The sequence below is a fragment of the Devosia sp. A16 genome, from assembly GCF_001402915.1.
Taxonomy (GTDB): domain Bacteria; phylum Pseudomonadota; class Alphaproteobacteria; order Rhizobiales; family Devosiaceae; genus Devosia_A.
The window spans coordinates 1,575,324-1,596,516 of the sequence record NZ_CP012945.1 but is presented as its reverse complement, the minus strand read 5'-3'; the positions used below and the strand labels follow the sequence as shown (position 1 = coordinate 1,596,516).

The 21,193-nt window shown below is 65.8% G+C and carries 22 protein-coding genes; 8 read left to right on the top strand and 14 right to left on the bottom strand.

The window, feature by feature from the left end; translation table 11 throughout:
* Positions 1-97 precede the first annotated feature (97 nt).
* A complete protein-coding gene (locus tag APS40_RS07710; protein ID WP_055046490.1) occupies positions 98-505 on the bottom strand; it encodes a DUF2177 family protein in 408 nt (135 codons plus the stop codon).
* 144 nt (positions 506-649) lie between these two features.
* On the opposite strand from APS40_RS07710, the gene APS40_RS07705 reads away from it, so the two are divergent.
* Genes APS40_RS07705 through APS40_RS07695 form a run of 3 tightly spaced genes read left to right on the top strand, consistent with a single transcriptional unit; the run spans position 650 to position 3,566 of the window.
* Complete coding sequence (locus APS40_RS07705) at positions 650-1,996, top strand: NAD(P)/FAD-dependent oxidoreductase (RefSeq protein ID WP_236884218.1); 1,347 nt, start codon at positions 650-652, stop codon at positions 1,994-1,996.
* Positions 1,993-2,787 carry a DUF1365 domain-containing protein gene (locus APS40_RS07700; protein WP_055046489.1) on the top strand — a complete coding sequence of 265 codons (795 nt, stop codon included), beginning with the start codon at positions 1,993-1,995 and terminating at the stop codon, positions 2,785-2,787. The genes APS40_RS07705 and APS40_RS07700 overlap by 4 nt, the downstream gene beginning before the upstream one ends.
* On the top strand, positions 2,784-3,566 hold the full coding sequence (locus APS40_RS07695) for a DUF1295 domain-containing protein (RefSeq protein WP_055046488.1): 783 nt from the start codon (positions 2,784-2,786) through the stop codon (positions 3,564-3,566). Before APS40_RS07700 ends, APS40_RS07695 begins: the two co-directional genes overlap by 4 nt.
* 6 nt (positions 3,567-3,572) lie before the next feature.
* Here APS40_RS07695 and APS40_RS07690 read toward each other — a convergent pair whose 3' ends face one another.
* The 5 genes from APS40_RS07690 to APS40_RS07670 all read right to left on the bottom strand — a co-directional run bounded on the left by APS40_RS07690 (position 3,573) and on the right by APS40_RS07670 (position 9,048).
* Entirely contained in the window at positions 3,573-3,983 is a 411-nt protein-coding gene (locus tag APS40_RS07690; RefSeq protein ID WP_055046487.1) for an NUDIX hydrolase, read from the bottom strand.
* Positions 3,984-4,126: 143 nt separating this feature from the next.
* Positions 4,127-4,687 (bottom strand): CarD family transcriptional regulator, encoded by a 561-nt coding sequence (locus APS40_RS07685; RefSeq protein ID WP_055046486.1) that lies wholly within the window; start codon positions 4,685-4,687, stop codon positions 4,127-4,129.
* A gap of 379 nt (positions 4,688-5,066) precedes the next feature.
* Complete coding sequence (fdxA, locus tag APS40_RS07680; protein WP_055046485.1) at positions 5,067-5,405, bottom strand: ferredoxin FdxA; 339 nt, start codon at positions 5,403-5,405, stop codon at positions 5,067-5,069.
* Positions 5,406-5,553: 148 nt separating this feature from the next.
* Positions 5,554-5,928: an RNA-binding S4 domain-containing protein gene (locus tag APS40_RS07675; RefSeq protein ID WP_055046484.1), complete on the bottom strand. Its 375-nt coding sequence runs from the start codon at positions 5,926-5,928 to the stop codon at positions 5,554-5,556.
* Positions 5,929-5,934: 6 nt separating this feature from the next.
* Complete coding sequence (locus tag APS40_RS07670) at positions 5,935-9,048, bottom strand: helicase-related protein (RefSeq protein ID WP_055046483.1); 3,114 nt, start codon at positions 9,046-9,048, stop codon at positions 5,935-5,937.
* Positions 9,049-9,596: 548 nt separating this feature from the next.
* Between APS40_RS07670 and APS40_RS07665 the strand changes: the two genes are divergently transcribed.
* Positions 9,597-10,679 carry a flavodoxin family protein gene (locus tag APS40_RS07665; protein ID WP_082434252.1) on the top strand — a complete coding sequence of 361 codons (1,083 nt, stop codon included), beginning with the start codon at positions 9,597-9,599 and terminating at the stop codon, positions 10,677-10,679.
* A 94-nt stretch (positions 10,680-10,773) separates the two neighbouring features.
* Here the strand turns inward: APS40_RS07665 and APS40_RS07660 are convergent, their stop codons facing one another.
* Positions 10,774-11,178, bottom strand: a complete 405-nt coding sequence (locus APS40_RS07660; RefSeq protein ID WP_055046482.1) for a hypothetical protein — start codon at positions 11,176-11,178, stop codon at positions 10,774-10,776.
* Positions 11,179-11,285: 107 nt separating this feature from the next.
* A complete protein-coding gene (locus APS40_RS07655) occupies positions 11,286-12,080 on the bottom strand; it encodes a DUF3108 domain-containing protein (RefSeq protein WP_156342860.1) in 795 nt (264 codons plus the stop codon).
* Between the two features lie 230 nt (positions 12,081-12,310).
* Between APS40_RS07655 and rpmB the strand changes: the two genes are divergently transcribed.
* Together rpmB and APS40_RS07645 are read left to right on the top strand one after the other, a co-directional pair.
* The gene (gene rpmB / locus APS40_RS07650; RefSeq protein ID WP_055046480.1) at positions 12,311-12,595 is read left to right on the top strand and encodes a 50S ribosomal protein L28; all 285 of its coding nucleotides are present in this window, start codon (positions 12,311-12,313) and stop codon (positions 12,593-12,595) included.
* 230 nt (positions 12,596-12,825) lie between these two features.
* Entirely contained in the window at positions 12,826-13,512 is a 687-nt protein-coding gene (locus APS40_RS07645) for a queuosine precursor transporter (RefSeq protein WP_055046479.1), read from the top strand.
* 134 nt (positions 13,513-13,646) lie between these two features.
* Here the strand turns inward: APS40_RS07645 and APS40_RS07640 are convergent, their stop codons facing one another.
* From APS40_RS07640 to APS40_RS07615, 6 genes are all read right to left on the bottom strand, one after another.
* Positions 13,647-14,051: a YybH family protein gene (locus tag APS40_RS07640; protein ID WP_055046478.1), complete on the bottom strand. Its 405-nt coding sequence runs from the start codon at positions 14,049-14,051 to the stop codon at positions 13,647-13,649.
* A gap of 10 nt (positions 14,052-14,061) precedes the next feature.
* The gene (locus APS40_RS07635; protein ID WP_055046477.1) at positions 14,062-15,093 is read right to left on the bottom strand and encodes an esterase-like activity of phytase family protein; all 1,032 of its coding nucleotides are present in this window, start codon (positions 15,091-15,093) and stop codon (positions 14,062-14,064) included.
* Entirely contained in the window at positions 15,090-16,979 is a 1,890-nt protein-coding gene (gene cobT / locus APS40_RS07630) for a cobaltochelatase subunit CobT (RefSeq protein ID WP_055046476.1), read from the bottom strand. Before cobT ends, APS40_RS07635 begins: the two co-directional genes overlap by 4 nt.
* 11 nt (positions 16,980-16,990) lie before the next feature.
* Positions 16,991-17,728: a class I SAM-dependent methyltransferase gene (locus APS40_RS07625; protein WP_055046475.1), complete on the bottom strand. Its 738-nt coding sequence runs from the start codon at positions 17,726-17,728 to the stop codon at positions 16,991-16,993.
* An 88-nt stretch (positions 17,729-17,816) separates the two neighbouring features.
* The gene (gene cobS, locus APS40_RS07620; RefSeq protein WP_055046474.1) at positions 17,817-18,794 is read right to left on the bottom strand and encodes a cobaltochelatase subunit CobS; all 978 of its coding nucleotides are present in this window, start codon (positions 18,792-18,794) and stop codon (positions 17,817-17,819) included.
* Positions 18,795-19,003: 209 nt separating this feature from the next.
* Positions 19,004-19,645 (bottom strand): J domain-containing protein, encoded by a 642-nt coding sequence (locus APS40_RS07615; RefSeq protein WP_055046473.1) that lies wholly within the window; start codon positions 19,643-19,645, stop codon positions 19,004-19,006.
* Between the two features lie 51 nt (positions 19,646-19,696).
* Here APS40_RS07615 and APS40_RS07610 point away from each other — a divergent pair, with 51 nt between their 5' ends.
* Both APS40_RS07610 and APS40_RS07605 read left to right on the top strand, forming a co-directional pair.
* Positions 19,697-19,963 carry a BolA family protein gene (locus tag APS40_RS07610; protein ID WP_055046472.1) on the top strand — a complete coding sequence of 89 codons (267 nt, stop codon included), beginning with the start codon at positions 19,697-19,699 and terminating at the stop codon, positions 19,961-19,963.
* A 176-nt stretch (positions 19,964-20,139) separates the two neighbouring features.
* Complete coding sequence (locus APS40_RS07605; RefSeq protein WP_055046471.1) at positions 20,140-21,192, top strand: OmpA family protein; 1,053 nt, start codon at positions 20,140-20,142, stop codon at positions 21,190-21,192.
* The last annotated feature ends 1 nt before the right edge of the window (position 21,193 follow it).

The window sequence follows — 21,193 nt, the reverse complement described above, 5'->3', positions numbered from 1 at the left end:
CGCGCTTGTCGGGCTCGGTCTGGCCCTGTCACCATCGCGGGTGGGGTGATTTCAGTGGCACCATAACCGCGTGCTGGTACGACCCTTCAGTGAAGAATCAGCCCGGCAGCAGCCAGCGCACGGCCCAATAACCGCCCAATGCGGTGACGCCGGTGAGCGCCACGCCCCAGGCGACGTCGACGAGGCTGAGGGCCAGCGGCCAGTTGCGCAGCGTCGAGAGGTTGGTGAAGTCGTAGGTGCCGTAGGCAACGAGGCCGAGCAGGGCGCCAAAGCCCAGTGCTGCGAGCCAGCTGCGCGTCTCGAGGGCGGGCAGAATGGCGAACACCACTACACCCACCAGGTAGAGCAGGTAGAACAGGCCGGCCACGGCAAGGTTGGGTCGCTCGGCCAAGAGGTTGCCCAATTGCGGCTGGTAGAGGCGCGGCACCATGGTGGTGAGCCAGATGGCGTCGAGCGCCAGCATGGTGATGGCGGCACCGGCATAGGCGACGAGGGCTGGCGGCATGCGGCGGTCTCCCCGATGAACTGCGACGGCAGTAACGGGCGCGAGCCGCCAACTGTTTCACCGAACACAGTTTTTCGCACGGGCTGAAACAATTGGCGCCGCCGACCCGTAGTTGCTCCCATCGGCAGCAGATGGGAACCTCAGGTGCGACATTTCCACGAAGACCAGGCACGAGCGTCGGGGCGGCGCATCGCAATTATCGGCGCCGGGATCGCCGGGCTTTCGGCAGCCTGGCTGCTCAGCCGGCGTCATGAGGTGGTGCTGTACGAAGCCAATGCCTGGCTCGGCGGGCACGCCAATACCGTCGACGTCGATTGTCCGGAGGGGCAGATCGCCGTCGATACCGGCTTCATCGTCTTCAACCCGGGCAACTACCCCAACTTCACGGCGCTGCTCGAACACCTGCAGGTGGCGAGCCTCGATTCCGACATGTCGCTCGGGGTTTCCGTGGGCGATGGACGGCTCGAGTATTCCAGCCGGCCATTCGGCCTGTTCGGGCAGAAGCGAAACCTCGTCAATCCGCGCTTCTGGCGCATGATTGCCGATATCGTCCGCTTCTACGAAGTGACGCGGAACCTCGAGGAGGACGCGGTGGAGGCGATCTCGCTCGGCGAGTTCCTCGATCGCGGCGGCTGGTCGCGGGCGCTGATCGACGAGCACGTGCTGCCGATGTGTGCGGCGATCTGGTCGACCACTTCGGACCAGATGCGGCACTATCCCATGCGCTCGTTCCTTCGCTTCTTCACCAGCCACGGGCTGCTGCAGGTCACCAACCGGCCGCAATGGCGCACTGTCCTGGGCGGCAGTCGCAGCTATGTGGAAGCGTTGCTGGCCGATATCGGCACTTCGATGCAGCGGCGAGCCAAGGCGATACGGGTGCGGCGCCAGGGCGGGCTGGTCATGGTCGATGATGCGGCCGGCGGGCGTGAGGTGTTCACCGATGTGGTGATCGGCGCCCACGCCGACGAGGCGCTCAGGATGCTCGAGGATCCATCCGCCGACGAGCAGGCCGTGCTCGGCGCCTTCCGCTACACTCCGAATGTCGCTGTATTGCACGATGACCCGGCGCTCATGCCGCGTCGACGCTCGGTCTGGGCCAGCTGGAACTATATCGGTTCCGACGAGAGCGCCGCGGAGCGGCCGCTCTGCGTCAGCTACTGGATGAACCACCTGCAGTCGCTGCGCACCCGTCGGCAGCTGTTCCTGACCCTCAACCCGTCGCGGGAACCACGGCAGGCGAGCGTCATCCGCACCTTCGAGTATACCCACCCGCTGTTCGACCATGCGGCGCTGGCGGCGCAGAACGAGCTGTGGCGGCTGCAGGGGGCGCGCAATACCTGGTTCTGCGGCAGCTATTTCGGCTACGGCTTCCATGAGGATGCGCTGCAGTCCGGGCTGGCCGTTGCCGCCCGGTTCGGCATTGCTCCACCCTGGGCCGTCCAGCACAGCCGCATCGCGAGGGCGCCCGCCGTGCTGGAAGCGGCGCGATGAGATCCGCGCTCTATCGCGGAGACGTCATGCACAGCCGGCTGCGGCCGAAGCGGCATAGTCTCCGTTACAAGGTGTTCTGCCTGCTGCTCGACCTCGATGAACTCGAGCTGCTGGCCGGGCGGTTCCGGCTGCTCGGCATCGAGCGCCGCGGCCTGTTCAGTTTCCGGCAGTCCGATCACGGAGATGGCCACCTACCGCTCAAGGCGTGGGTTGCCGAGCGCCTGGCGGAAGCGGGGATCGATTGCGACGGCGGCCGGGTCGAGCTGCTCTGCTATCCGCGGCTGCTCGGCTTCGTCTTCAACCCGCTGAGCGTCTATTTCTGCCACCGGCGGGACGGGCGACTCGCCGGGATTATGTATGAAGTGCACAACACCCACGGGGAGCGCCACACCTATGCGCTGCCTGCGCTGGGCGAGGAACGGGTGGTACGGCACGCCGCGCGCAAGCAGTTCTTCGTTTCGCCCTTCATGCCGATGGACTGCATCTATCGTTTCCGCATCAGAGCCCCCGACGAGCGCGTCGGCATCTCGATTCTCGAGGACGATGCCGCGGGGCTGCTGCTGACCGCCAGTTTCAGCGGGCGGCGTGAGGAGCTGTCGAATCGTGCATTGTGGCGGGCTTTCCTCGGCTACCCGTTGATGACCCTCAAGGTGGTCGCCGGCATTCATTGGGAGGCGCTGAGGCTGCTCGCCAAGGGCATCCCATTCTTCGACTGGTCGCCGGCGCGGCGCCCGATTGCCTCTGGCACCGTGCCGGTGCGTGAACCGACTTTGCTGGAGCGCACTGAATGACGGTTGGCCTCGCGATCGCCGGCGCGGCCGTGGCCCTGTCGCTGGTGATGACGCTGGCTTGGCGACTGGCGATCACTTCCGGCCGATCCGGTTGGGCCGACACATTCTGGAGCTACGGCACCGGGCTGGTCGGGGCGGGCGCGGTGTGGTGGGCTGCGGGCGGCATGCCGAACGGCCGGGCTCTGCTGGTGATGGCACTGTTGTTGTTGTGGGCCCTGCGGCTCGGCACCCACATTGCCCGCCGCACCCTCAGCGGCGGCGACGATCCGCGCTATGCGGAACTGCGCCGCGCGTGGGGCGAGCGCTATCGCAGCCAGCTCTTCGTGTTCCTCCAGATTCAGACGGTCGCCGCACTGGTGCTGGTGATTGCGGTGCTTGCCGCGGCCGCCAACCCCGCCCCGTTGGGGATCGGCGACGTCGTCGGCGTGGTCATTGCGCTGGCCGCCATTGGCGGGGAAGCGCTCGGCGATGCCCAGTTGAGCGCCTTCAAGGCCGACCGTGGCAATGCCGGCCGGGTATGCGATGTCGGCCTCTGGTCGCTCAGCCGGCACCCCAACTATTTCTTCGAATGGCTGTACTGGCTGGCCTATCCAGTAATCGGCATCAGCTTCGCCTATCCGTGGGGCTTGGCGACGCTACTGGCGCCGATGATGATGTACTGGCTCCTGGTGCACGTTTCGGGGATTCCGCCGCTCGAAGCCCATATGCTGCGCTCGCGCGGCGACAGCTTCCGTGCCTACCAGCAGCGCGTGCGCGCCTTCTGGCCGCTCCCCCGCTAGCCGGGCTCAGGGGATGCTGAGGTGCGCCGGCAGAATATGGTCGCGCGACAGCACCGCCAGCTTCAGCTCGCCGGGTTTGGCAGGATCGACCCAGCGGACTTCCGCGATCTCGGCCTGTGGCGACGGTGCGCTCGAGATCGGCAAGCGGAACACCTCGGCGACCACCGTCGTATCCGCCTCGTTGGCGGCGGGAGCCGAGAAGCTGCCGAGATAGGTCGCTGTGCCCGGATCGATCTCGAGGTCGAGTTCCTCGCGCAACTCGCGCACCAGGGCCTGCTGCGGCGCCTCGCCGGGCTCGAGCTTGCCGCCCGGCTGCATGAAGATTTCCGTGCCGCGCTTGCGCACCAGCAGCACCCGGCGATCGGGGCCAACGAGGACGGCAGCGGCGATGAGGATGGCGCGGGGTATGGCGGTCATGGACGTATCGCTTGGCGCGGCTCTGTCAGGAAGGCCTGTCCCGGCAATGGTGGGAAAGGACCGTCCGACCCGCAAGCGCTCAGGGCCAGAAACAGAAAGGGCCGGTCTTGCGACCGGCCCCGATGCGTTGACGTCGGCTGCGTTTACGCAGCTTCCTCGGCGTCGGCGGCGTCGGCCTTGGGGCCACGGCGCGGCGACTTGGAGAGGTTCTTCTCGATCAGCTGCACCGCCTCGGTGAGGGTGAGTTTGTTGACCGCCGAAACCTCGCGGCTCATGCGGTCCATCGCCTGCTCGAACAGCTGGCGCTCCGAGTAGGACTGCTCCGGCTGGTCGTCGGAGCGGAACAGGTCGCGCACCACTTCCGAAATGGCGATCAGGTCGCCGGAATTGATCTTGGCTTCATATTCCTGGGCGCGGCGCGACCACATGGTGCGCTTGACGCGGGCGCGGCCGGTGACGGTGTCCAGCGCCTTCTTGACTTCGTCCTCTTCGGCGAGCTTGCGCATGCCGACGGACTTGATCTTGGCGACGGGGACGCGAAGGGTCAGTTTGTCCTGCTCGAACGAGATGACGAACAGCTCGAGGGTCAGCCCCGCGACTTCCTGCTCCTCGATCGAGGTGATGAGGCCGACGCCATGCGCCGGATAGACGATATACTCGCCCGTCTTGAATCCAAGCCGCTGCTGAGGCTTCTTGGTGACCATAAAGGGATACTCCTATTAACGCCGCCGCCGGACAGCTCTTCGCGGAGAGGCCGTCCTGTTGTTGCTCGTTCGCCCGTCCGAATAGTTAAGCAAAACCCCCTCGCGCACTCCACCGGTCCGCGCGACCGGATGACTGCGCCCCCAATATTGCTGGTGTCAAAAAAAAGGGTGCCCGAAGGCACGCATTGGATGACGGGCAAGCTCCATTCGTCTGAGGAGCATAGCACAAAATTTCAGCAAAATCAAAAGTTGCGAATCAAGCCTGCCGGCGTCGGTCGCGACGCCTCACGGCAGGCCGATAAAGCGGCGGCACAACCCAGGCGCGAGGCCCTGATTGTGGCGCCCCAGGCGCGGCAAAGCCCGCAGCTATGGCAGCGTTCTAGTCGCCCTCGCCGGGAGCCTCGGAGAAGTACTTCTCGAACTTGCCTTCTACGCCGTCCCATTCCTTGGCATCGGCGGGAGCATCACGCTTCTCGGTGATGTTGGGCCAGGCGGCGGCGTACTTACTGTTGATCTCCAGCCATTTGTCGAGGCCGCCCTCGGTGTCGGGCTTGATCGCCTCGGCGGGGCATTCCGGCTCGCAGACGCCGCAGTCGATGCACTCGTCGGGGTGGATGACGAGCATGTTCTCGCCTTCATAGAAGCAGTCGACGGGACAAACCTCGACGCAGTCCATGTACTTGCACTTAATGCAGTTGTCCGTGACGATGTAGGTCATTCTTCGCGAGCGTTCCTGCTCAAGTTATAGGGCCGCTGGGTCTTCAGCCGGGCACAAGCGGCAAGCCGCAGGCCGTGCTAGCCCTTTTTCTCCCACGCCGCAAGGGACTGGGCGGTGAGGCTTTCGGTGAATCCCGGCGCCGACCCGTTCAGTCCTCGTCACCCTGCAGCCGGTCGGTGTCGCGACGCTCCTTCTTGGTGGGGCGGCCCGAGCCGGGAGCGCGCTCGGCATGGACGGCCGGCGCGGCGTCGCGCGGCAGGGGAGCCGGCGACAGATCCTCGTAGAGCAAGGCGGCCTCAGGGGCCGGGCCGCGGCGGGTGCCCGGGTCGAGGATGCGCCACACCAGCAGCCGGGTGTGTACCGTCATGGTGAGGACATCACCCGGCCCGACCTTGTGGTCGGACCGGTCGGTGCGCTCGGAATTGACGCGGATCGCGCCGGTTTCGATCAGCTTCTGCGCCAGGGTGCGCGACTTCACCGCGCGCGAGAAGAACAGCCACTTGTCGAGCCGTTGCTTCTCCAAGCGCCGTTATTCCGACTTGGGGTTCCGCAGCGCGGCGAGCGCCGCCCAGGGTGAGTTCGGATCGAGCACCGCGGGCTTCCGATCCTCGCGCGGGCGGTGTTCCTTCCAATCCTCGCGCGGCTTGTCGAAGCGTTTGCCGCCAGGCTTGCCGCCCTTGTTCTCGAACGGCTTGCCACCGCCATTGCCGGGGCGCTGGCCATCTCGGCGGCCCTCGAAACGCGGGCGGCCTTTGCCGTCACCCTTGTCGCCGCCTTCCGGGCGGTCAGGGCGGCGGAAGTTACGCTGCGGGCGCTCGGACTTCTCGCCTTCGGCCGCGCCTTCTGCCGCCTCGGTACGTGGGCCGCGGTGGCGGCCGGCATGCCGCGGATTGTCGGGGCGGCGACCGGCGGGGAACCAGACTTCGTCGAACTCGGGTTCGGTCGGCTTAGGCTCTTCGGCCGGAGCAGCGGCGCCGAGATCGGTGGTTGCCGCCTCGACGGTCACCGCTTCGGTCTCGGCCACGACTTCGACGGCCGGGGCCACGCCCTCGACGGCATCAGCCGCGGCGGCGTTCACGTCGGCATCGACAACGTCTGCGGCAACAGCGTCGGCGGCTGCCGCATCGGCCGATGGTGCGACGGCGGTCGTCGTTTCAGTGGTCTCGACTGTCTCGGTGGAGGTCGTGGTCTCGGCCACCGGTGCTGCGACCTTCGGCGTGCGACGGACCCGGTAGCCGAGCGAGTTGAGGATCGAGGCGAAATCCTCGCCGGCGGTGCCGAGCAGCGAGGTCATCTCGACGGTGACGCGGAAGCCGTTGCCCTCGGCGGCGCCCGGCGGCAACTCGCCCTGGTGCGTCACCGGATTGAGTGCGATCAGCGGCCGGATGATGTCGGCAAGGCGCTCGAGGATGTCGACGCGCACGGCGCGACGGCCGGCTACCTTGAAGCCGGCAAGCTCGTAAAGCTTGACGTTCACTTCGGGGTCGATGAGGAACGAAGTGCGCCCCGACAGCACGATCTGCGGCAGTTCGGCGACGCCGGGCTGGCGCACGCCGCCATGCTTGAGCGCATAGAGGATCAGCGCCAGTTCGCGCGGCGCCGGCTTCAGGCTCTGCGGGACATAGATGTGGTAGGCGCCGAACTTGACGCCGAGCTTTCTGAGTTTGCCGCGCACATCCTGGTCGAGGCCCTTGACCTCTTCGGCCACGGCGCCGCGCGGCAGGATGCCGAGGTTCTCGTACAGCCGGTAGGCGACTCCACGCGCAGTGCCTTCGAGATCGGCCGGCGCCTCGAGCGACAGCACGCTTTCGAGCTGGGTGTTGATCAGGTGGCGCAGCCACAGGTTCAACCGGTCCTGCACGCGTTCGAGGTCGGGACCCGTGAGGCTCTCGTCGGCGAGGATGATGAGGCGCGGGGTGAACAGTTGCTCGCCCTCGACCAGGTTGGCGATCACCTGGCCGCGCCAGCGCACATAACCATCGGTCGCGAGCACCAACTCCTCGTTGGGGGCGCCGGCGACGCGCTCGGCCCGCCTGGCGATCTCGGGGGCCACGACCTGCGCCGCGGCTGCCGCCACGCCCTTGGCATCGCCACCTTCCGACCGGGCCAAAGTGAAGCGGAACCCCTCGATGGAGCCAATCAGGTGGCCTTCGAGGCTCACCTCACCGCGGTCGTTAATTTCAGGCGATACCATATGCTTGTCTCTCAGGTGGCGCATGAGCACCGAGGTGCGACGATCGACGAAACGTTGAGTCAGACGCTCATGCAGGGCGTCGCTCAGGCGATCCTCAATGTCCCGGGTCTTTTCGCGCCAATATGCGGGGTCTTCAAGCCAGTTCTTGCGGTTGGCGACAAAGGTCCAGGTGCGGATCTGCTTGATCCGGTTGGAAAGGGTGTCGATGTCGCCTGTCACATTGTCGCAGAACCGCACCTGCTCGGCAATCCAATCGGCGTCGACATGGCGGTGCCGGGTGAGGTCGAGATAGATGCGGGTGATGATCTCGCCGTGTTGCGCCGGCGAGATATCGCGGTAGTCGGGAATGCCGCAACACTCCCACAGCAGGCGCACCGCTGCCTCGCCTTTCGCCGCGGCGCCGGCCTCGTTGCGGGCGACGAATTCAAGCGCATGTTGGTCGGTGGCGACCGGAACGCGGGTGAGGCCCTTCAGCTTGGGGGTCTGGTCGAGGCTGGCCCTGAGGTCTTCGATCGAGGCGAAATCCAGCTCGGCGTTGCGCCATTGCACCACTCGTACCGGCTCGAAGTCGTGCGTTTCGAGGCGCTTGACCAGTTCCTCGTCGAAATCCGGGGCGTGGCCGGTGACGCCGAAGCTGCCGTTATGCATGTGACGGCCGGCGCGTCCGGCGATCTGGCCGAACTCTGCGGGCGTCAACTGGCGGGTCTGGTGGCCATCGAACTTGTGGTCGTCGGCGAAGGCGACGTGATGCACGTCGAGATTGAGCCCCATGCCGATGGCGTCGGTGGCGACGAGGAAGTCGACGTCTCCGTTCTGGTACATGTCGACCTGGGCGTTTCGGGTGCGGGGGCTCAGCGCTCCCATCACCACGGCGGCGCCGCCACGCTCGCGCCGGATCAGTTCGGCGATGGCATAGACCTGGCTGGCCGAGAAGGCGACGATGGCCGAGCGCTTGGGTTGGCGGGAAATCTTCTTGGAACCGGCATAAAGCAGCTCGGAAAAGCGCGGGCGCTGGATGATCTCGGCATCGGGGAGCAGGGCACGGATCAGCGGCGTCATCGTGGCGGCGCCGAGCAGCAGGGTTTCGCTGATGCCGCGGGCGTGCAGCAGGCGGTTGGTGAAGACATGGCCGCGATCGAAATCGGTCGCCACCTGGATTTCGTCGATGGCGATGCACTCCACCGGCACGTCGAGCGGCATGGCTTCCACCGTGCATACCCAATAGCGCGGCTTCGTCGGCACGATCCGCTCTTCGCCGGTGACCAGCGCCACATGCTGGGCGCCGATGCGGTCGACTACCTTGTGGTAGACCTCGCGGGCGAGCAGCCGCAGCGGCAGGCCGATCATCCCCGAGCGGTGCGCCAGCATCCGCTCGATGGCGAAAAAGGTCTTGCCGGTATTGGTGGGCCCAAGGATGGCCTTGAGCGAAGAGGCGGAAGCGAAAGTCATCGCGCCCTATTTAGGTGATCGAACGCCAACAAACGAGTGTCTCGTGGCGGAACAAAAGCATGGTGTGATGCGCGCCAGCGTTAACCACTGGTACGAACAGAGAACAAACCGGAAAGGAATCGGTTGCGACTCGGAAATCCGCGTTTGTTCACTACAGCCTATGGTGGGTGGCCGCGCCGATGACCCGCTAGCGCGACGGCTTTCCTGTGACGTCGGGCGCAACCCACCGAAATCGCGTTCAGGAAGGTTTCGAAGGCGTTAATTTCGCCCGCTTGCAGCCCCGAATCGAGGAAGTATGAACGAGCGGTAAAGTCTTCACTCGCAAAGATTTTTGCGACTTTCACCGCTGCGGCGCCGGAATGCCGGGCGCTCCGGCTGCAGCGTTGACAAAATAGCCGTTGACCGTGCCGGAATGGCACGCCGATTTTGGTAACCAGTGGTTAACCATGTTTTTCGGCGGGCTTCGGTTCCGCCCGTCCAGAGACATTGAGCCGGAAAGGGGAACCGAGCTCGCGCAGGCTGCTTGTTGCTCCAAACGAGGAGCCAGCATGCCCCAGCCATTCCCCACCCCCCGCAAAGAAATGCCGTCGGTCGAACTGAGCGAGGCGGAGTTCCTCGAGCGCTACCGGCAGCAATTCGTCGATCCGGCGTTTGACGCGGTGCGCAGCGAGATCGAGAGGGTCGCAAGCATCGCCTGGGACGGCTACAGCAGTTCCCGCAAGGCGCCGCGTACGCGCAAGGCCGGCCCCGGCTTCGCCGATCCGGATTACGATCTGTCGGAGGATTGGCTGGCCGCCAAGGCAGCGATCGACGCGGCGCAACAGGTCTACGAGAGCAGGGAGCGTCCGCCGCACCTGCTGTTCATCAACGCCTCGTCGCGCAGCGAGCACACCTGCCCGGGCGAAAGTTCGAAAAGCTGGCGGATGGTGAAGATGGCGGCCGACCTCGCCGAGGCAGGGGGAGCCGAGGTCGAGATCCTCGATCTGTCGCGGCTCGCCTCCGAGTACGGCCGCCATATCCACCCCTGCAAGGCGTGCTTTTCGACCGCAGCCCCGCTCTGCCACTGGCCGTGCTCGTGCTACCCCAACCACTCGCTGGGCCAGGTACAGGACTGGATGAACGAGATCTACCCGATGTGGGTGAAGGCGGACGGCATCTTCATCGTCTCGCCGGTCAACTGGTACCAGGTGAGTTCGCCCCTGAAGCTGATGATGGATCGGCTGGTCTGCGCCGATGGCGGCAACCCGGACCCGACGCTCACTCACGGCAAGGACGCCGAGGCGGCCAAGACGATCGAACTCGACCATTGGCACTACCCGCGACACCTTGCCGGCCGGCTGTTCGCAGTGGTGTCGCATGGCGATGTCGAGGGGGCCGAGAATGTGCGGCGCTCCATTTCGGACTGGTTGCGCTTCATGAAGCTCGAGCCGGCCGGACCGAAGGCCGAGGTCGATCGCTATGTGGGGTACTGGAAACCCTATGCGATCAGTCACGACGAACTCGATGCCGATGTCGGCATGCAGGGCGAGGTGCGCAATGCCGCCGCGACGCTGCTCCAGGCGGTGCAGCTGAAGCGGGCCGGCAAATGGGTGGGCGCGGGTGAGGACCTCACCGAACCCCGCCAGAAGTAGTTCCGCCGCCCGGCCGGCGGCCCCGCTTGGAGGCCTGCCGGCACGAGGGACCATGGGTCTGTTGCCAATGGTCCGGGGCGCGGGAGCCGTTGTGCTAGCAAGCGGCGATGAGCGGGACCCAATTGGACTGTATGGGGGTGCCGGCGACGACGACGCGATACTCGGCGTCGATCGGATTATCGATCACCAGGTGCTGCGTGTAGCTGCCCATGACGATGCCGTTGGCGCCCTTGACCGTGGTGACGGGATAGGGGCCGGCGACGGCGCCGCCCTTCTTCACCAACAGGATGTTGATGGTGCCCGGCTTGTTGGTCTCGACCCAGGCGGTCAGCTTGCCCTTGCCGGGGCAGACATTGTCGGGCGGTGGGACGATGCCGAGCTGGATGCTGGTGGGGACGAGCTTGCTGGTACCGCCAGCCTTCAGCTCGAGGGCGTTGGCGCCGCCGCCCAGAGCGATGCTGGCGGCCAGAGCGGCGATGCCGAGTTTGACGATGGTCATTGCTTCCTCCTTTACGTGAGCCATTGGAGGCAGATTGCCGTCACTCGCTTGAACGCGTGGTGAGGCAGGGGTTTAGCTGTCGTTCATCGCCCGGCAGAGCCGGTATCCTACTCGGAGAGGTCGGTCAGGACGACCGAGAGATCGCCGGCTTCGGTGGTGATCAGCGCCCGGTAGGGAATGTAGTAGCCGGGGGTCTTGAGCGGCGCGTACCAGACCAGGATACGCTCGTTCCTGGCGAGGTAGGTGGTGATCTCGTTGGTGGTGTAGTGCCCGGAGATCGGGGTGTAGTGCATGCTGCACAGCACCAGCGGGCCCTGGTAGCCGGTGCGCTTGGACGTGGCGGTGTCGTCCTTGACGTATTTCAGGGTCAGGTTGAAGCGCTCGACGCCGGTGAAGATCGGCATCTGCCGGCTGCACAATTGCTTGTCGAGCGCCGGTCCCTTGAGGACGAAGGGGGCCAGCATATCGTTGGCGGCGACGAGGTGCTTCCGCTCGATCGCCACCCGGTCGATATTGTTGACGATCGGCGGGGCCACCTTGAAGCTGTCGACGGAGCCGCCGGCATAGGTGACGGCAGCGGTGAACTCTTCGCCGCTGGCCCGGGTCACGATGTCGAATTTCTGCGCCTTGAGGCCGGTGGCTCCGGAACTGCCCGACGAGGTCGCCTTGGCGGTGCCGCTGGCCACCAGTTGCGCCAGCCCGGTAATCTTGGCGTCGAGCACGAGCGAATAGATCGAGCCGTTGTCGTTGAGATTGACGCGCGCGTTGGCGACATGGGTGCCGCCCATGGTGACCATGTACTCGGCGCGGGCCGCCAATTCGGCGGCGCCGGCGGGCAGGCTGAGCAGCGCCACGGCAAAGGCGGCCAATCGCATCGTCTGGCGGAAACCGGCGTTCAACACGGGAACGGACCTCTGGCGGCGTCGCCAAGCGGCGACGCGATGTCACCAAGCAGCGAATCAATACTAGCTGCCAAAATGCCCGAGGCCATTCCGGGCTGGCAAGGCATTCGGCGTTCACAAGCTTGACGGAAAGGGCGCAGTTCTCTATGGGAGCGTCCGCAATCAAGAACAGACTCCAGCCCGTTGCGGGGGATCGTCCCCCGCCGAGGGCCTTTTGACAGGATACTCCAATGGCTCGCCGCTGCGAACTCACCGGTAAGGGCGTGATGACCGGGAACAAGGTGAGCCATGCGCTCAACCGCACCCGTCGCCGCTTCCTCCCCAACCTCCTCAACGTCTCGCTGCTGTCGGATACGCTCGGCCGCACGGTCAAGCTGCGGATTTCGGCGAACGCGCTGCGTTCGGTCGAGCACCGCGGCGGCCTCGATGCGTTCCTGCTCAAGGCAGACGATGCCGAGCTGTCGCCCGTCGCGCTGGCCGTGAAGAAGGAAGTGCGCGCAGCTCTCGCGTCGTAAGCTTCGGCCTTTCAGTTCTCGCCGCGCGCCTCGCAAGGGGCGCGCGGTTTGTTTTGGGGACAGCTTGCCGTCTACCGGTATCACCCCTGCGAATGGGGCGTGAGACACCGAAACAGAGGTTCCCGCTTTCGCGGGGATGACATCGCGCCTAGAAGACTCATCGGAGCTGAAGCTCCACCATCGCCGCCCCGGTCTGCTGCCGGCCAGCGGCTATCATAGAGGTGCAGGATATGCTCGCTCGCTTTGTCGCGGCCATTGCCGCGATGGTCGTGGTGGTCACCGCGTCCAATATTCTCGTGCTCTACCCGGTCGATGCCCAGCTCGGGCCGATCAACCTCAAGGATCTCCTCACCTGGGGCGCCTTTACCTACCCCTTCGCTTTCCTCGTCACCGACCTCACCAACCGCTATGACGGCGCGGCACGGGCGCGGCTGGTGGTGGTCTTCGGCTTTGCCGTTGCGGTGGCGCTGTCATTCTATCTGAGCTTCAATCCGCTGCCCTGGAATGCCGGGGGCGCACCCGCCACCACGGCGCGCATCGCCACCGCATCGGTAACGGCGTTCCTGGTCGGGCAACTGCTCGACATCTCGGTGTTCTCGCGGCTCAGGGCCAGCCGGAGCTGGTTCCTGCCGCCGCTCGCCGGCTCGTTGTTCGGCTCGCTGCTGGATACGGCGATCTTCTTTTCCATCGCCTTCGCACCGGCCTTCGGCTTCGTCGATGGAGTCTATGGTGCGCCGGACGGCTCGCTGGGCTTCCCGGCGCCGTTCCTCAGCCTCGGACCCGAGGTGCCGCTGTGGCTCTCGCTCGCCGCCGGCGACTTCCTCGTGAAGTTCCTCGCCGCGCTGCTGTTGCTGGCGCCTTACCGCATGCTGATGGGCAGGCTGATGCCGCTGCCGCCGCTGAAGGTTGCGGCGTAGAGTTTTTTTGCGGCCAAGCCGGATCGCCGGTGCGGGCTGACCCCCACCCCTGTCCCCTCACCCTAAACAGGGGAGGGAGACCCTCACGCTGAGATCGAGGCTATCGTCTCCCTCCCCATGTTTAGGGTGAGGGATCAAGGGTGGGGGTCAGCTTGCGCCGGAGGGGGCTGATCCGGGAAGCCGCTCAAATGTTCGTGGGCGATCCACCAGCGCCCGCCCACGCGCTTCAATACCGTGGTGCCGCGGCCGGAGCCCGAGGCCGGCTTGCCGTCGGCAACGGTTTGCCAGTTGAAGCGGTAGATGCAGGCCGCGGCGGCATCGCCTTCGGCGATCCATTCGAGCTGGTCGAGCCAGTAATGCTCGCTCGGGCCCATCACCTGCCAGGTCGCCTCGAACGCGGCGCGGATGGCGGCGATGCCGCGATGGCTGCCGGTGGTGAACCAGAAGGTCGCGTCTGGGGCGATGAGTTCGGTCAGCAGGTCGAAGTCCTGGCCGTTGATGCGGTCGGCATAGGCCTCGAGTACGTCTCTTGCCGACATCACGTCCTCCTCACTCCGGCAGGCTGAACTCCAGCAGCAGGTTACGTTCCCAGTCGTTGAAGTTGTTGTCCGACACCAGGGTGATGCGGGTGGTGCCATCGGGGGCCGTATGGACCGCGACAGCTTCCATGTTGTCGATGTCGCCACCGGCGGCATGCAGCAACTGTTCGCCCTTCATATGGGCGCCGGGCTTTACCTCGGCGGCCGGGATACGGACCAGCCGCATCTGGAAGGCGAGCAGCGCGATGCCGCGCTCCAGCACCAGGAGGTCGCCATTGGGCATGAAGGCGCAGTCGGTCGGGTTGGTGCCGTCGCCCGAGATGTAGCTCAACGGACCCTTGTCGTTCTGGCCAAGCAGATAGGCCGAGTGCTGGCCGTCATCGTCGATGATACCTTCGGTGAGCAGCAAGGTCGAGCCGGCGATGGGGGAGGTAGGGGGCGCAATGCAGACCGCTTCCAGCGTTTCGTTGGTGCGCGTGTCGCTCAGCCATTTGGGAATGTTGACCTCGCGGGCAGCGCCCTGCGGCAGGCCGTCGACCAGCGCAAAATCGGCGACCCGCGTGAGGTTCTCGAAACCGACGCGCACCGCACTCGGCTGGCCATCGCGCAGGATCACCGCCAGCGCCTCGGCGTCGCGCGAATAGGCGCGCGGCAGCTCCTTGCCCTTGGAGTTCTGGATCGGCTCGATCTTGACGCCGATCAGTCCCAGCGGCCGCGCCGCCTCATCATAGAGCAGCTGCCCGGAGACGAAGTTGCCGCGGTCCGAGACCATCACCAGACGTCCGTCCGGGCCGGTGAAGCCGAGCCCGGAGAGGCCGCCGAAGGTATCGGTCTGGCTTTGCATCTCGATACCGCCGCGCCACACCAGACCCTGCACCCGCTGACCGATGCCGGCCGAGGCGAAGGTCGAGATGGGGACCGAGGTCACGGTCTCGTCGTCGGCCCGGGCGCCCAGCCCGCCTGCCGCCAGCAGGGCGACGCTTGCGCTTGCGATCAGCAGTGCCGCCGCGGCGAGGCGCGAGGCACGGCGGGCAGCCCTCATCCGTAGCGGCTCTTGCGGAAGGCCCCGGGCGCTTCCTCGTCGAACAGCGAGGCCAGTTCGTCGGTCAGCGCCCCCGCCAGTTCCTCGGCGTCGAGCAGGGTCACGGCGCGACGGTAGTAGCGCGTGACATCGTGACCGATGCCGACCGCCACCAGTTGCACGGAGGAACGGGTCTCGATGTCTTCGATCACCTGGCGCAAGTGAGCCTCGAGATAATTGCCGGCATTGACGCTCTGGGTCGAGTCGTCGACCGGCGCACCATCGGAGATCACCATCAGGATGCGGCGATTTTCGGACCGGGCAAGCAGTCGCCTATGGGCCCATTGCAGGGCTTCGCCGTCGATATTTTCCTTGAGCAAGCCTTCGCGCATCATCAGCCCGAGGTTGCGGCGGGCATGGCGCCACGGCTCGTCGGCCGCCTTGTAGATGATGTGGCGGATGTCATTGACGCGGCCCGGATTGGGCGGACGACCCGCTTCCAGCCAGGCTTCGCGACTCTTGCCGCCTTTCCAGGCCCGGGTGGTGAAGCCCAGAATCTCAACCTTGACCCCGCAGCGCTCCAGCGTGCGGGCAAGGATATCGCCGCAGATCGCCGCGATGGTGATCGGGCGGCCGCGCATCGAGCCGGAATTGTCGAGCAGCAGCGTCACGACGGTGTCGCGGAAATCGGTGTCGCGCTCGACCTTGAAGCTCAGGGCCTGCAGCGGATCGGTGACCACGCGGGTGAGGCGCGCCGTATCGAGCAGGCCTTCCTCGAGGTCGAATTCCCAGCTGCGGTTCTGCTGCGCCATCAACCGGCGCTGCAGCTTGTTGGCGAGCCGCGCCACGGCGCCGGCGAGGTTCTCGAGCTGCTTGTCGAGCAGCGCCCGCAACTGATCGAGTTCCTCGGGCGGGCAGAGGTCGGGGGCCCGCACCACCTCGTCGAACTTCTGGGTAAAGATCCTATAGTTGAAGACGTTCTGGAACTCTTTGGCATTGGCGCCGGGCGGCGGCGGATTGGGCTGGTCCTCACCCGACTCGGAGCTCTCGTCCTCGTCGGTTTCGGAAAAGTCCATCTCGGCGCCTTCGACTTCGCCTTCCTGCTCGGACTGGCCGGGGGTCTGGTCTTCGTCGGCCTCGGCGTCCTCGCTCTCCCCCTCTCCCTGCTCGGGGTTCTTCTCGTCGTCCTGGCCGCGCTCCGGTTCCTGGTCGTCGCCCTGTTCGTTGTCGTCGCTCTCGCCGTCGTCAAGATCGCTGTCGGGCACGAGGCTCAGGTCGCGCAGCAATTGCCGCGTGGCGCGGCTGAACAGGTCCTGGTCTTCGAAGCGGGTCAGGAGCGTGGTCAGCGAGGTGCCGGCGCGCTCCTCGATTTCCTTCTTCCACAGCTCGACGATAGCATTGCCGGAGGGCGGGATGGCGATGCCGGCGACGCGTTCGCGCAGGATCAGCCCCAGCGCTTCGGCCAGCGGGGCGTCGGCCTTGTCGCTGACTTCGGCGAAGTTCTGCCGGTACAGCCGGTCTTCCAGCATTTCGTGGATATTGCCGGTCATGCCCGGCATGCGGATGCAACCCAGCGCCTCGACCCGGGCCTGCTCCAGCGCATCATAGGCGGCACGGGCCTCCGGCTCGGCGGGGGCCCGCTTGCGATGGGTTTCGGGATCGTGGCTCGCGAGCCGCATGGCCATGGCGTCGCCCTGGCCGCGAGCGATGGCGATGTCGCGCAGCGTCGGCAGGCGCGGCAGGTTGGCGAGCCGCGCCTTGTCGGCGGTGAGGATCGGGCGGTCGGCCGAGAAGCTCACCTCGAGGTCGCGCTTGCCGCCAATGGCGCGCACCGCGGCGCCCATCGCCGATTTGAACGGGGCGGTGGTGTCGGGCTTGTTCGGCTTGGAGCGCGGCGGAGGGGCCATCAGTGTTCTCGTTAGGCAGGCTTGGTCAGGGACATCAGCAGGAACATCGGGCGGGTCAGCTCGGTGGCGCGCCACTCCGGATGCGCCGCGAACTGTTCATCCGACGGCTTCCACTCGTCAACGGCGGCATAGACGAAGCCGGCGCGGGTCAGCAGGTTCAGCATGGTGCCGATGGTGCGGTGAAACTTCACGATGCCGTCGACGATCCAGTTGGTGACGCGGCGGCCCTCGATCAGATAGTCGGCGATGGCGAAGGCCTGGCGTCCGTCGGCGGCGGTCACCCATTCGGGCTCGGCGCGTGCGGCGTAGATCGGATGCTCGACCGAGAACACCAAATGGCCGCCGGGCGCCAGGGTCGCGAACAGCATTTCGGCGATACGGCCGAAGTCCTCGACATAGTGCAGCGCCATTGAGCTGACGACCAGATCGGCGCTCAGCGGCTCGAGCACCAGTTCGTCGAGGTTGGCGCGCCGATAGGTGACGACCGGAATGCGGGTTTCGGCCATGGCCCGCGCCAGCATCTTTTCGCTGAGGTCGATGCCGAGCACCGTGGCCGCACCCTGCTCGCCGAGCCAACGGCTCAGCTGGCCGAAGCCGCAGCCGAGATCCACCACGTGCTTACCGGTGATCTCGGGCAGCAGGGCGCGCAGCGCCGGCCACTCGCTGGTGGCCTCGAGGCCATCACGCGAGCGGGGGAACTGGCTGTACCCGGCGAGGAATTGCGGGTCATCGTAGATGTTCTGGGCCATCGCGGCCTCCGGCTAGAGCGTTTCGCCGTTTGGCAAAGTCGAAGCGCTCCAGGTCTCTGATCTGTCGCCTTTCAGGCAGCAAGGCGCACTAGGCGGTCACCGCCAGGTTGGCAGCTGATTCCGGCAGGTCTTCGCCGAACACGCGCTGATAGAACTCGGCCACCACGGGGCGCTCGAGTTCATCGCACTTGTTGAGGAAGGTCAGCCGGAAGGCGAAGCCGACGTCACCGAAGATTTCGGCGTTCTCGGCCCAGGTGATCACCGTGCGCGGGCTCATCACCGTCGACAGGTCGCCGTTGATGAAGGCCTGACGGGTGAGATCGGCCAGCCGCACCATGTTGTTGACGGTCTTCTTGCCCTTCTCGCCGGTATAGGTCTTGGCCTTGGCGAGCACGATCCCGACTTCCTTGTCGTGCGGCAGGTAGTTGAGCGTGGTGACGATCGACCAACGGTCCATCTGGCCCTGGTTGATCTGCTGGGTGCCGTGATAGAGGCCCGAGGTGTCGCCGAGGCCAATCGTGTTGGTGGTGGCGAACAGCCGGAAGGCCGGATGCGGGGTGATGACGCGGTTCTGGTCGAGCAGCGTCAGGCGACCCTGCGTCTCGAGCACGCGCTGGATCACGAACATCACGTCGGGACGGCCGGCATCGTATTCGTCGAACACCAGCGCGATGTTGTTCTGCACCGCCCAAGGCAGGATGCCATCGCGGAACTCGGTGATCTGCTTGCCGTCCTTGAGCACGATCGCGTCCTTGCCGACGAGGTCGATACGCGAGACGTGGGCGTCGAGGTTGACGCGGACCAGCGGCCAGTTGAGGCGCGCCGCGACCTGCTCGATATGGGTCGACTTGCCGGTGCCGTGGTAGCCCTGCACCATGACACGACGGTTGAAGGCAAAGCCGGCAAGGATCGCCAGCGTGGTGTTGCGGTCGAACAGATAGTCCGGATCCATCGGCGGCACATGCGGATCGGTCTCCGCATAGCCCATCACCTTCATGTCGCTGTCGATGCCAAAGGTTTCGCGGACGGAATATTGCTTGTTCGGCAGATTGTTGAATTCAGGCATTTCACGAGGCTCGCGGAAGGAAATAGGTCAAGACGGCTGCCTTGGCGGTTGCCGGCTCTATAGCAGCATCGGCTGCCGCGCGGTAGGGCTGCGCGACAATCGGACCATAGCGGGTGCAATGGGCGCCAGGCCCGGCGTCGCGGGCACCTGGCGGCATCTATTGGCGGCACAAATAGTGCCATAACAAAGATTCATCCCGCCTGCCGATGTCAGCGCGCGACGAAGCCCTTTGACTTCAAGTGCGCATAGGCGGCGATGATGGCGCGCAGGCGGTCCTCGGAGCTCTTGTCGCCGCCATTGGCATCGGGGTGATGCACCTTCACCAGTGCCTTGTAGGCGGCCTTGATTTCGTCGGACTTGGCATAACCCTTGAAGCCGAGCGTTTCGAACGAGCGCCGATCCTGCTCGTGCAGCGGCTTGACCCGCTCCTGCTGCGGCTCGCGCTTCTGGTGCCGGGCGTAGCGGGCAAACACCCCGAACGGATCGTTGACCCGCTTGGCATTGGGGTTGCGCGGGGCGCCGCGCGGCATGCGCGGACCGGTGCCTGCGCCCGGCTTGGCGCCGAACCCCCAGCTCGGGCGGCCGTCGGTTTCCTTCTCGGCGCTGAGATGGCTTTCCATCTCCTCGGGCTTCATGCCGGCGAAGAAGTTGAACACCTGGTTGTAGTGGCGCACGTGCTCGAGGCAGAAGTGGTGGTACTGGCCGACGGCTCGGTTGCCCTTGGGCGCCTTGTAGAGGCCGGGCTGGTCGCACCCCTCCCAGCCGCAGGCCGGGACATCGGGCTGCGCTTCGGGTTCCGGGTGCCGAGATCGGATCCGGATGCGGTCAAAATACTTGGAATCCAGCTTCATCAATCCTAGTTACGGGGCCACGGCCACGCCTCAAACTGAACCGGTATCCATATGTCCGTTCGCGATACGATTGCAGAAAAACTTTCGGTCAAATTCACGCCGACCCATCTTGAAGTGATCGACGAGAGCGAGAAACATAGAGGGCACGGCGGTTACCGGGAGGGCGGCGAGACGCATTTCCGTGTCCGGATCGCCTCTCCCCTGTTCACCGGTCAATCGCGTCTTGCCCAGCATCGGGCCGTGATGGCGGCGCTCGATGCCGAACTCAAGGCGGGCGTGCATGCCCTGGCCGTCGAAGTGGTGGCTTCGAGCCGCTAGTCAACTGCGATCGGACTGGATGCGGCCAGATATGGGGCACCCCGCGGCCGGCTGCAACCCTCTGGCGCTTTGCGGCCAAAGCCGGGCGAAGGCGTGGCAGCCTGCCGCTTTGTCTCCGAACTATCGCCCAAGCCGTTGCCTAGCACTCGTCGTTGCAGACAGATGTGGAGGGCGACATGTCCACCTTGAAGACGGCGGTCCTCGCGGCCGCCTTTGCGCTGTGCGCAGCATCCGGCGCCTTCGCCGCGGGCAGCAGCCTGCAGCTGATCATCGGGGGCGAGGCCTATGACGGGCCTCCCAGGTTCGAGGTGACGTTCGACGGCAAGCCGCTGGGCGAAGGCGCGGTGAACGCTGCCATCGACACGGCCACGGCCGGCCGCTTCGCCGATGCCGCGGACAAGACCCCCTATGTGCAGAGCTTTTCGTTCGACATCCCCGAGGATATCTTCAAACCCGGCGGCGAAGTCCGCGTGCGGCTGGTGAACGAGGCCTATGGCGGCGACGGCTCGAACCGCGATCGCAACCTCTATCTGGCAGCAGTGGCGGTGAACGGGCGTGCCGTGACGGTGTCGGGACTTTCGACACAGGGAACCACCGCCAACACCCAGAACGAGTTGCTAGGCGAGTTCCTGGTGCTGAAGGACGGCAATGTCGAGGGCGTGTCGCGCGCGCCGACCGGCGGTTGGCCATTGCCGGACGCCACCATCGCGGCAGCGCCGCCGGCCGCAGAGCCGGCGACCGCCGAGGTCGCCGCGGTGACCGAGGAACCGGCGGCGGTTCCTGCGGTGAAGGCGCCTGCCGCAGTCGCAGCGCCGAAGCTGCCGGAGGCCCCCGAGGCCAAGCCGGTGGCGGCCACCGCGAAGCTTGCGTCGGCGGACCCGGCAGTGGGCACCAGCGCCAGCTGCAACCGCGATGAACTCTACAACGTGGTCGGTTTCAACGAGAGTTCGAACGACCTGACGCCCAGGCTGATGGAGCGGCTCGACCAGATCGTTGCCGATATCGGCGAGCAGAAGTGCAAGGTGCTGGTCACCGGCTATTCGAGCCGCGCCGGCAACCACGCCACCAACGCGCTGTTCGCCATCGAGCGGGCGCAGAACGTATTGGCCTACCTGAAGCAGGCCGGGCTGAAATTCGAGAAGGTCTCAGCCACCGGCGCCGGCGCCACCGAGCAGTTCGGCGACAGCTTTTCCGCCAATCGCCGGGTGGTGATCTCGGTCGCGCCGTAGG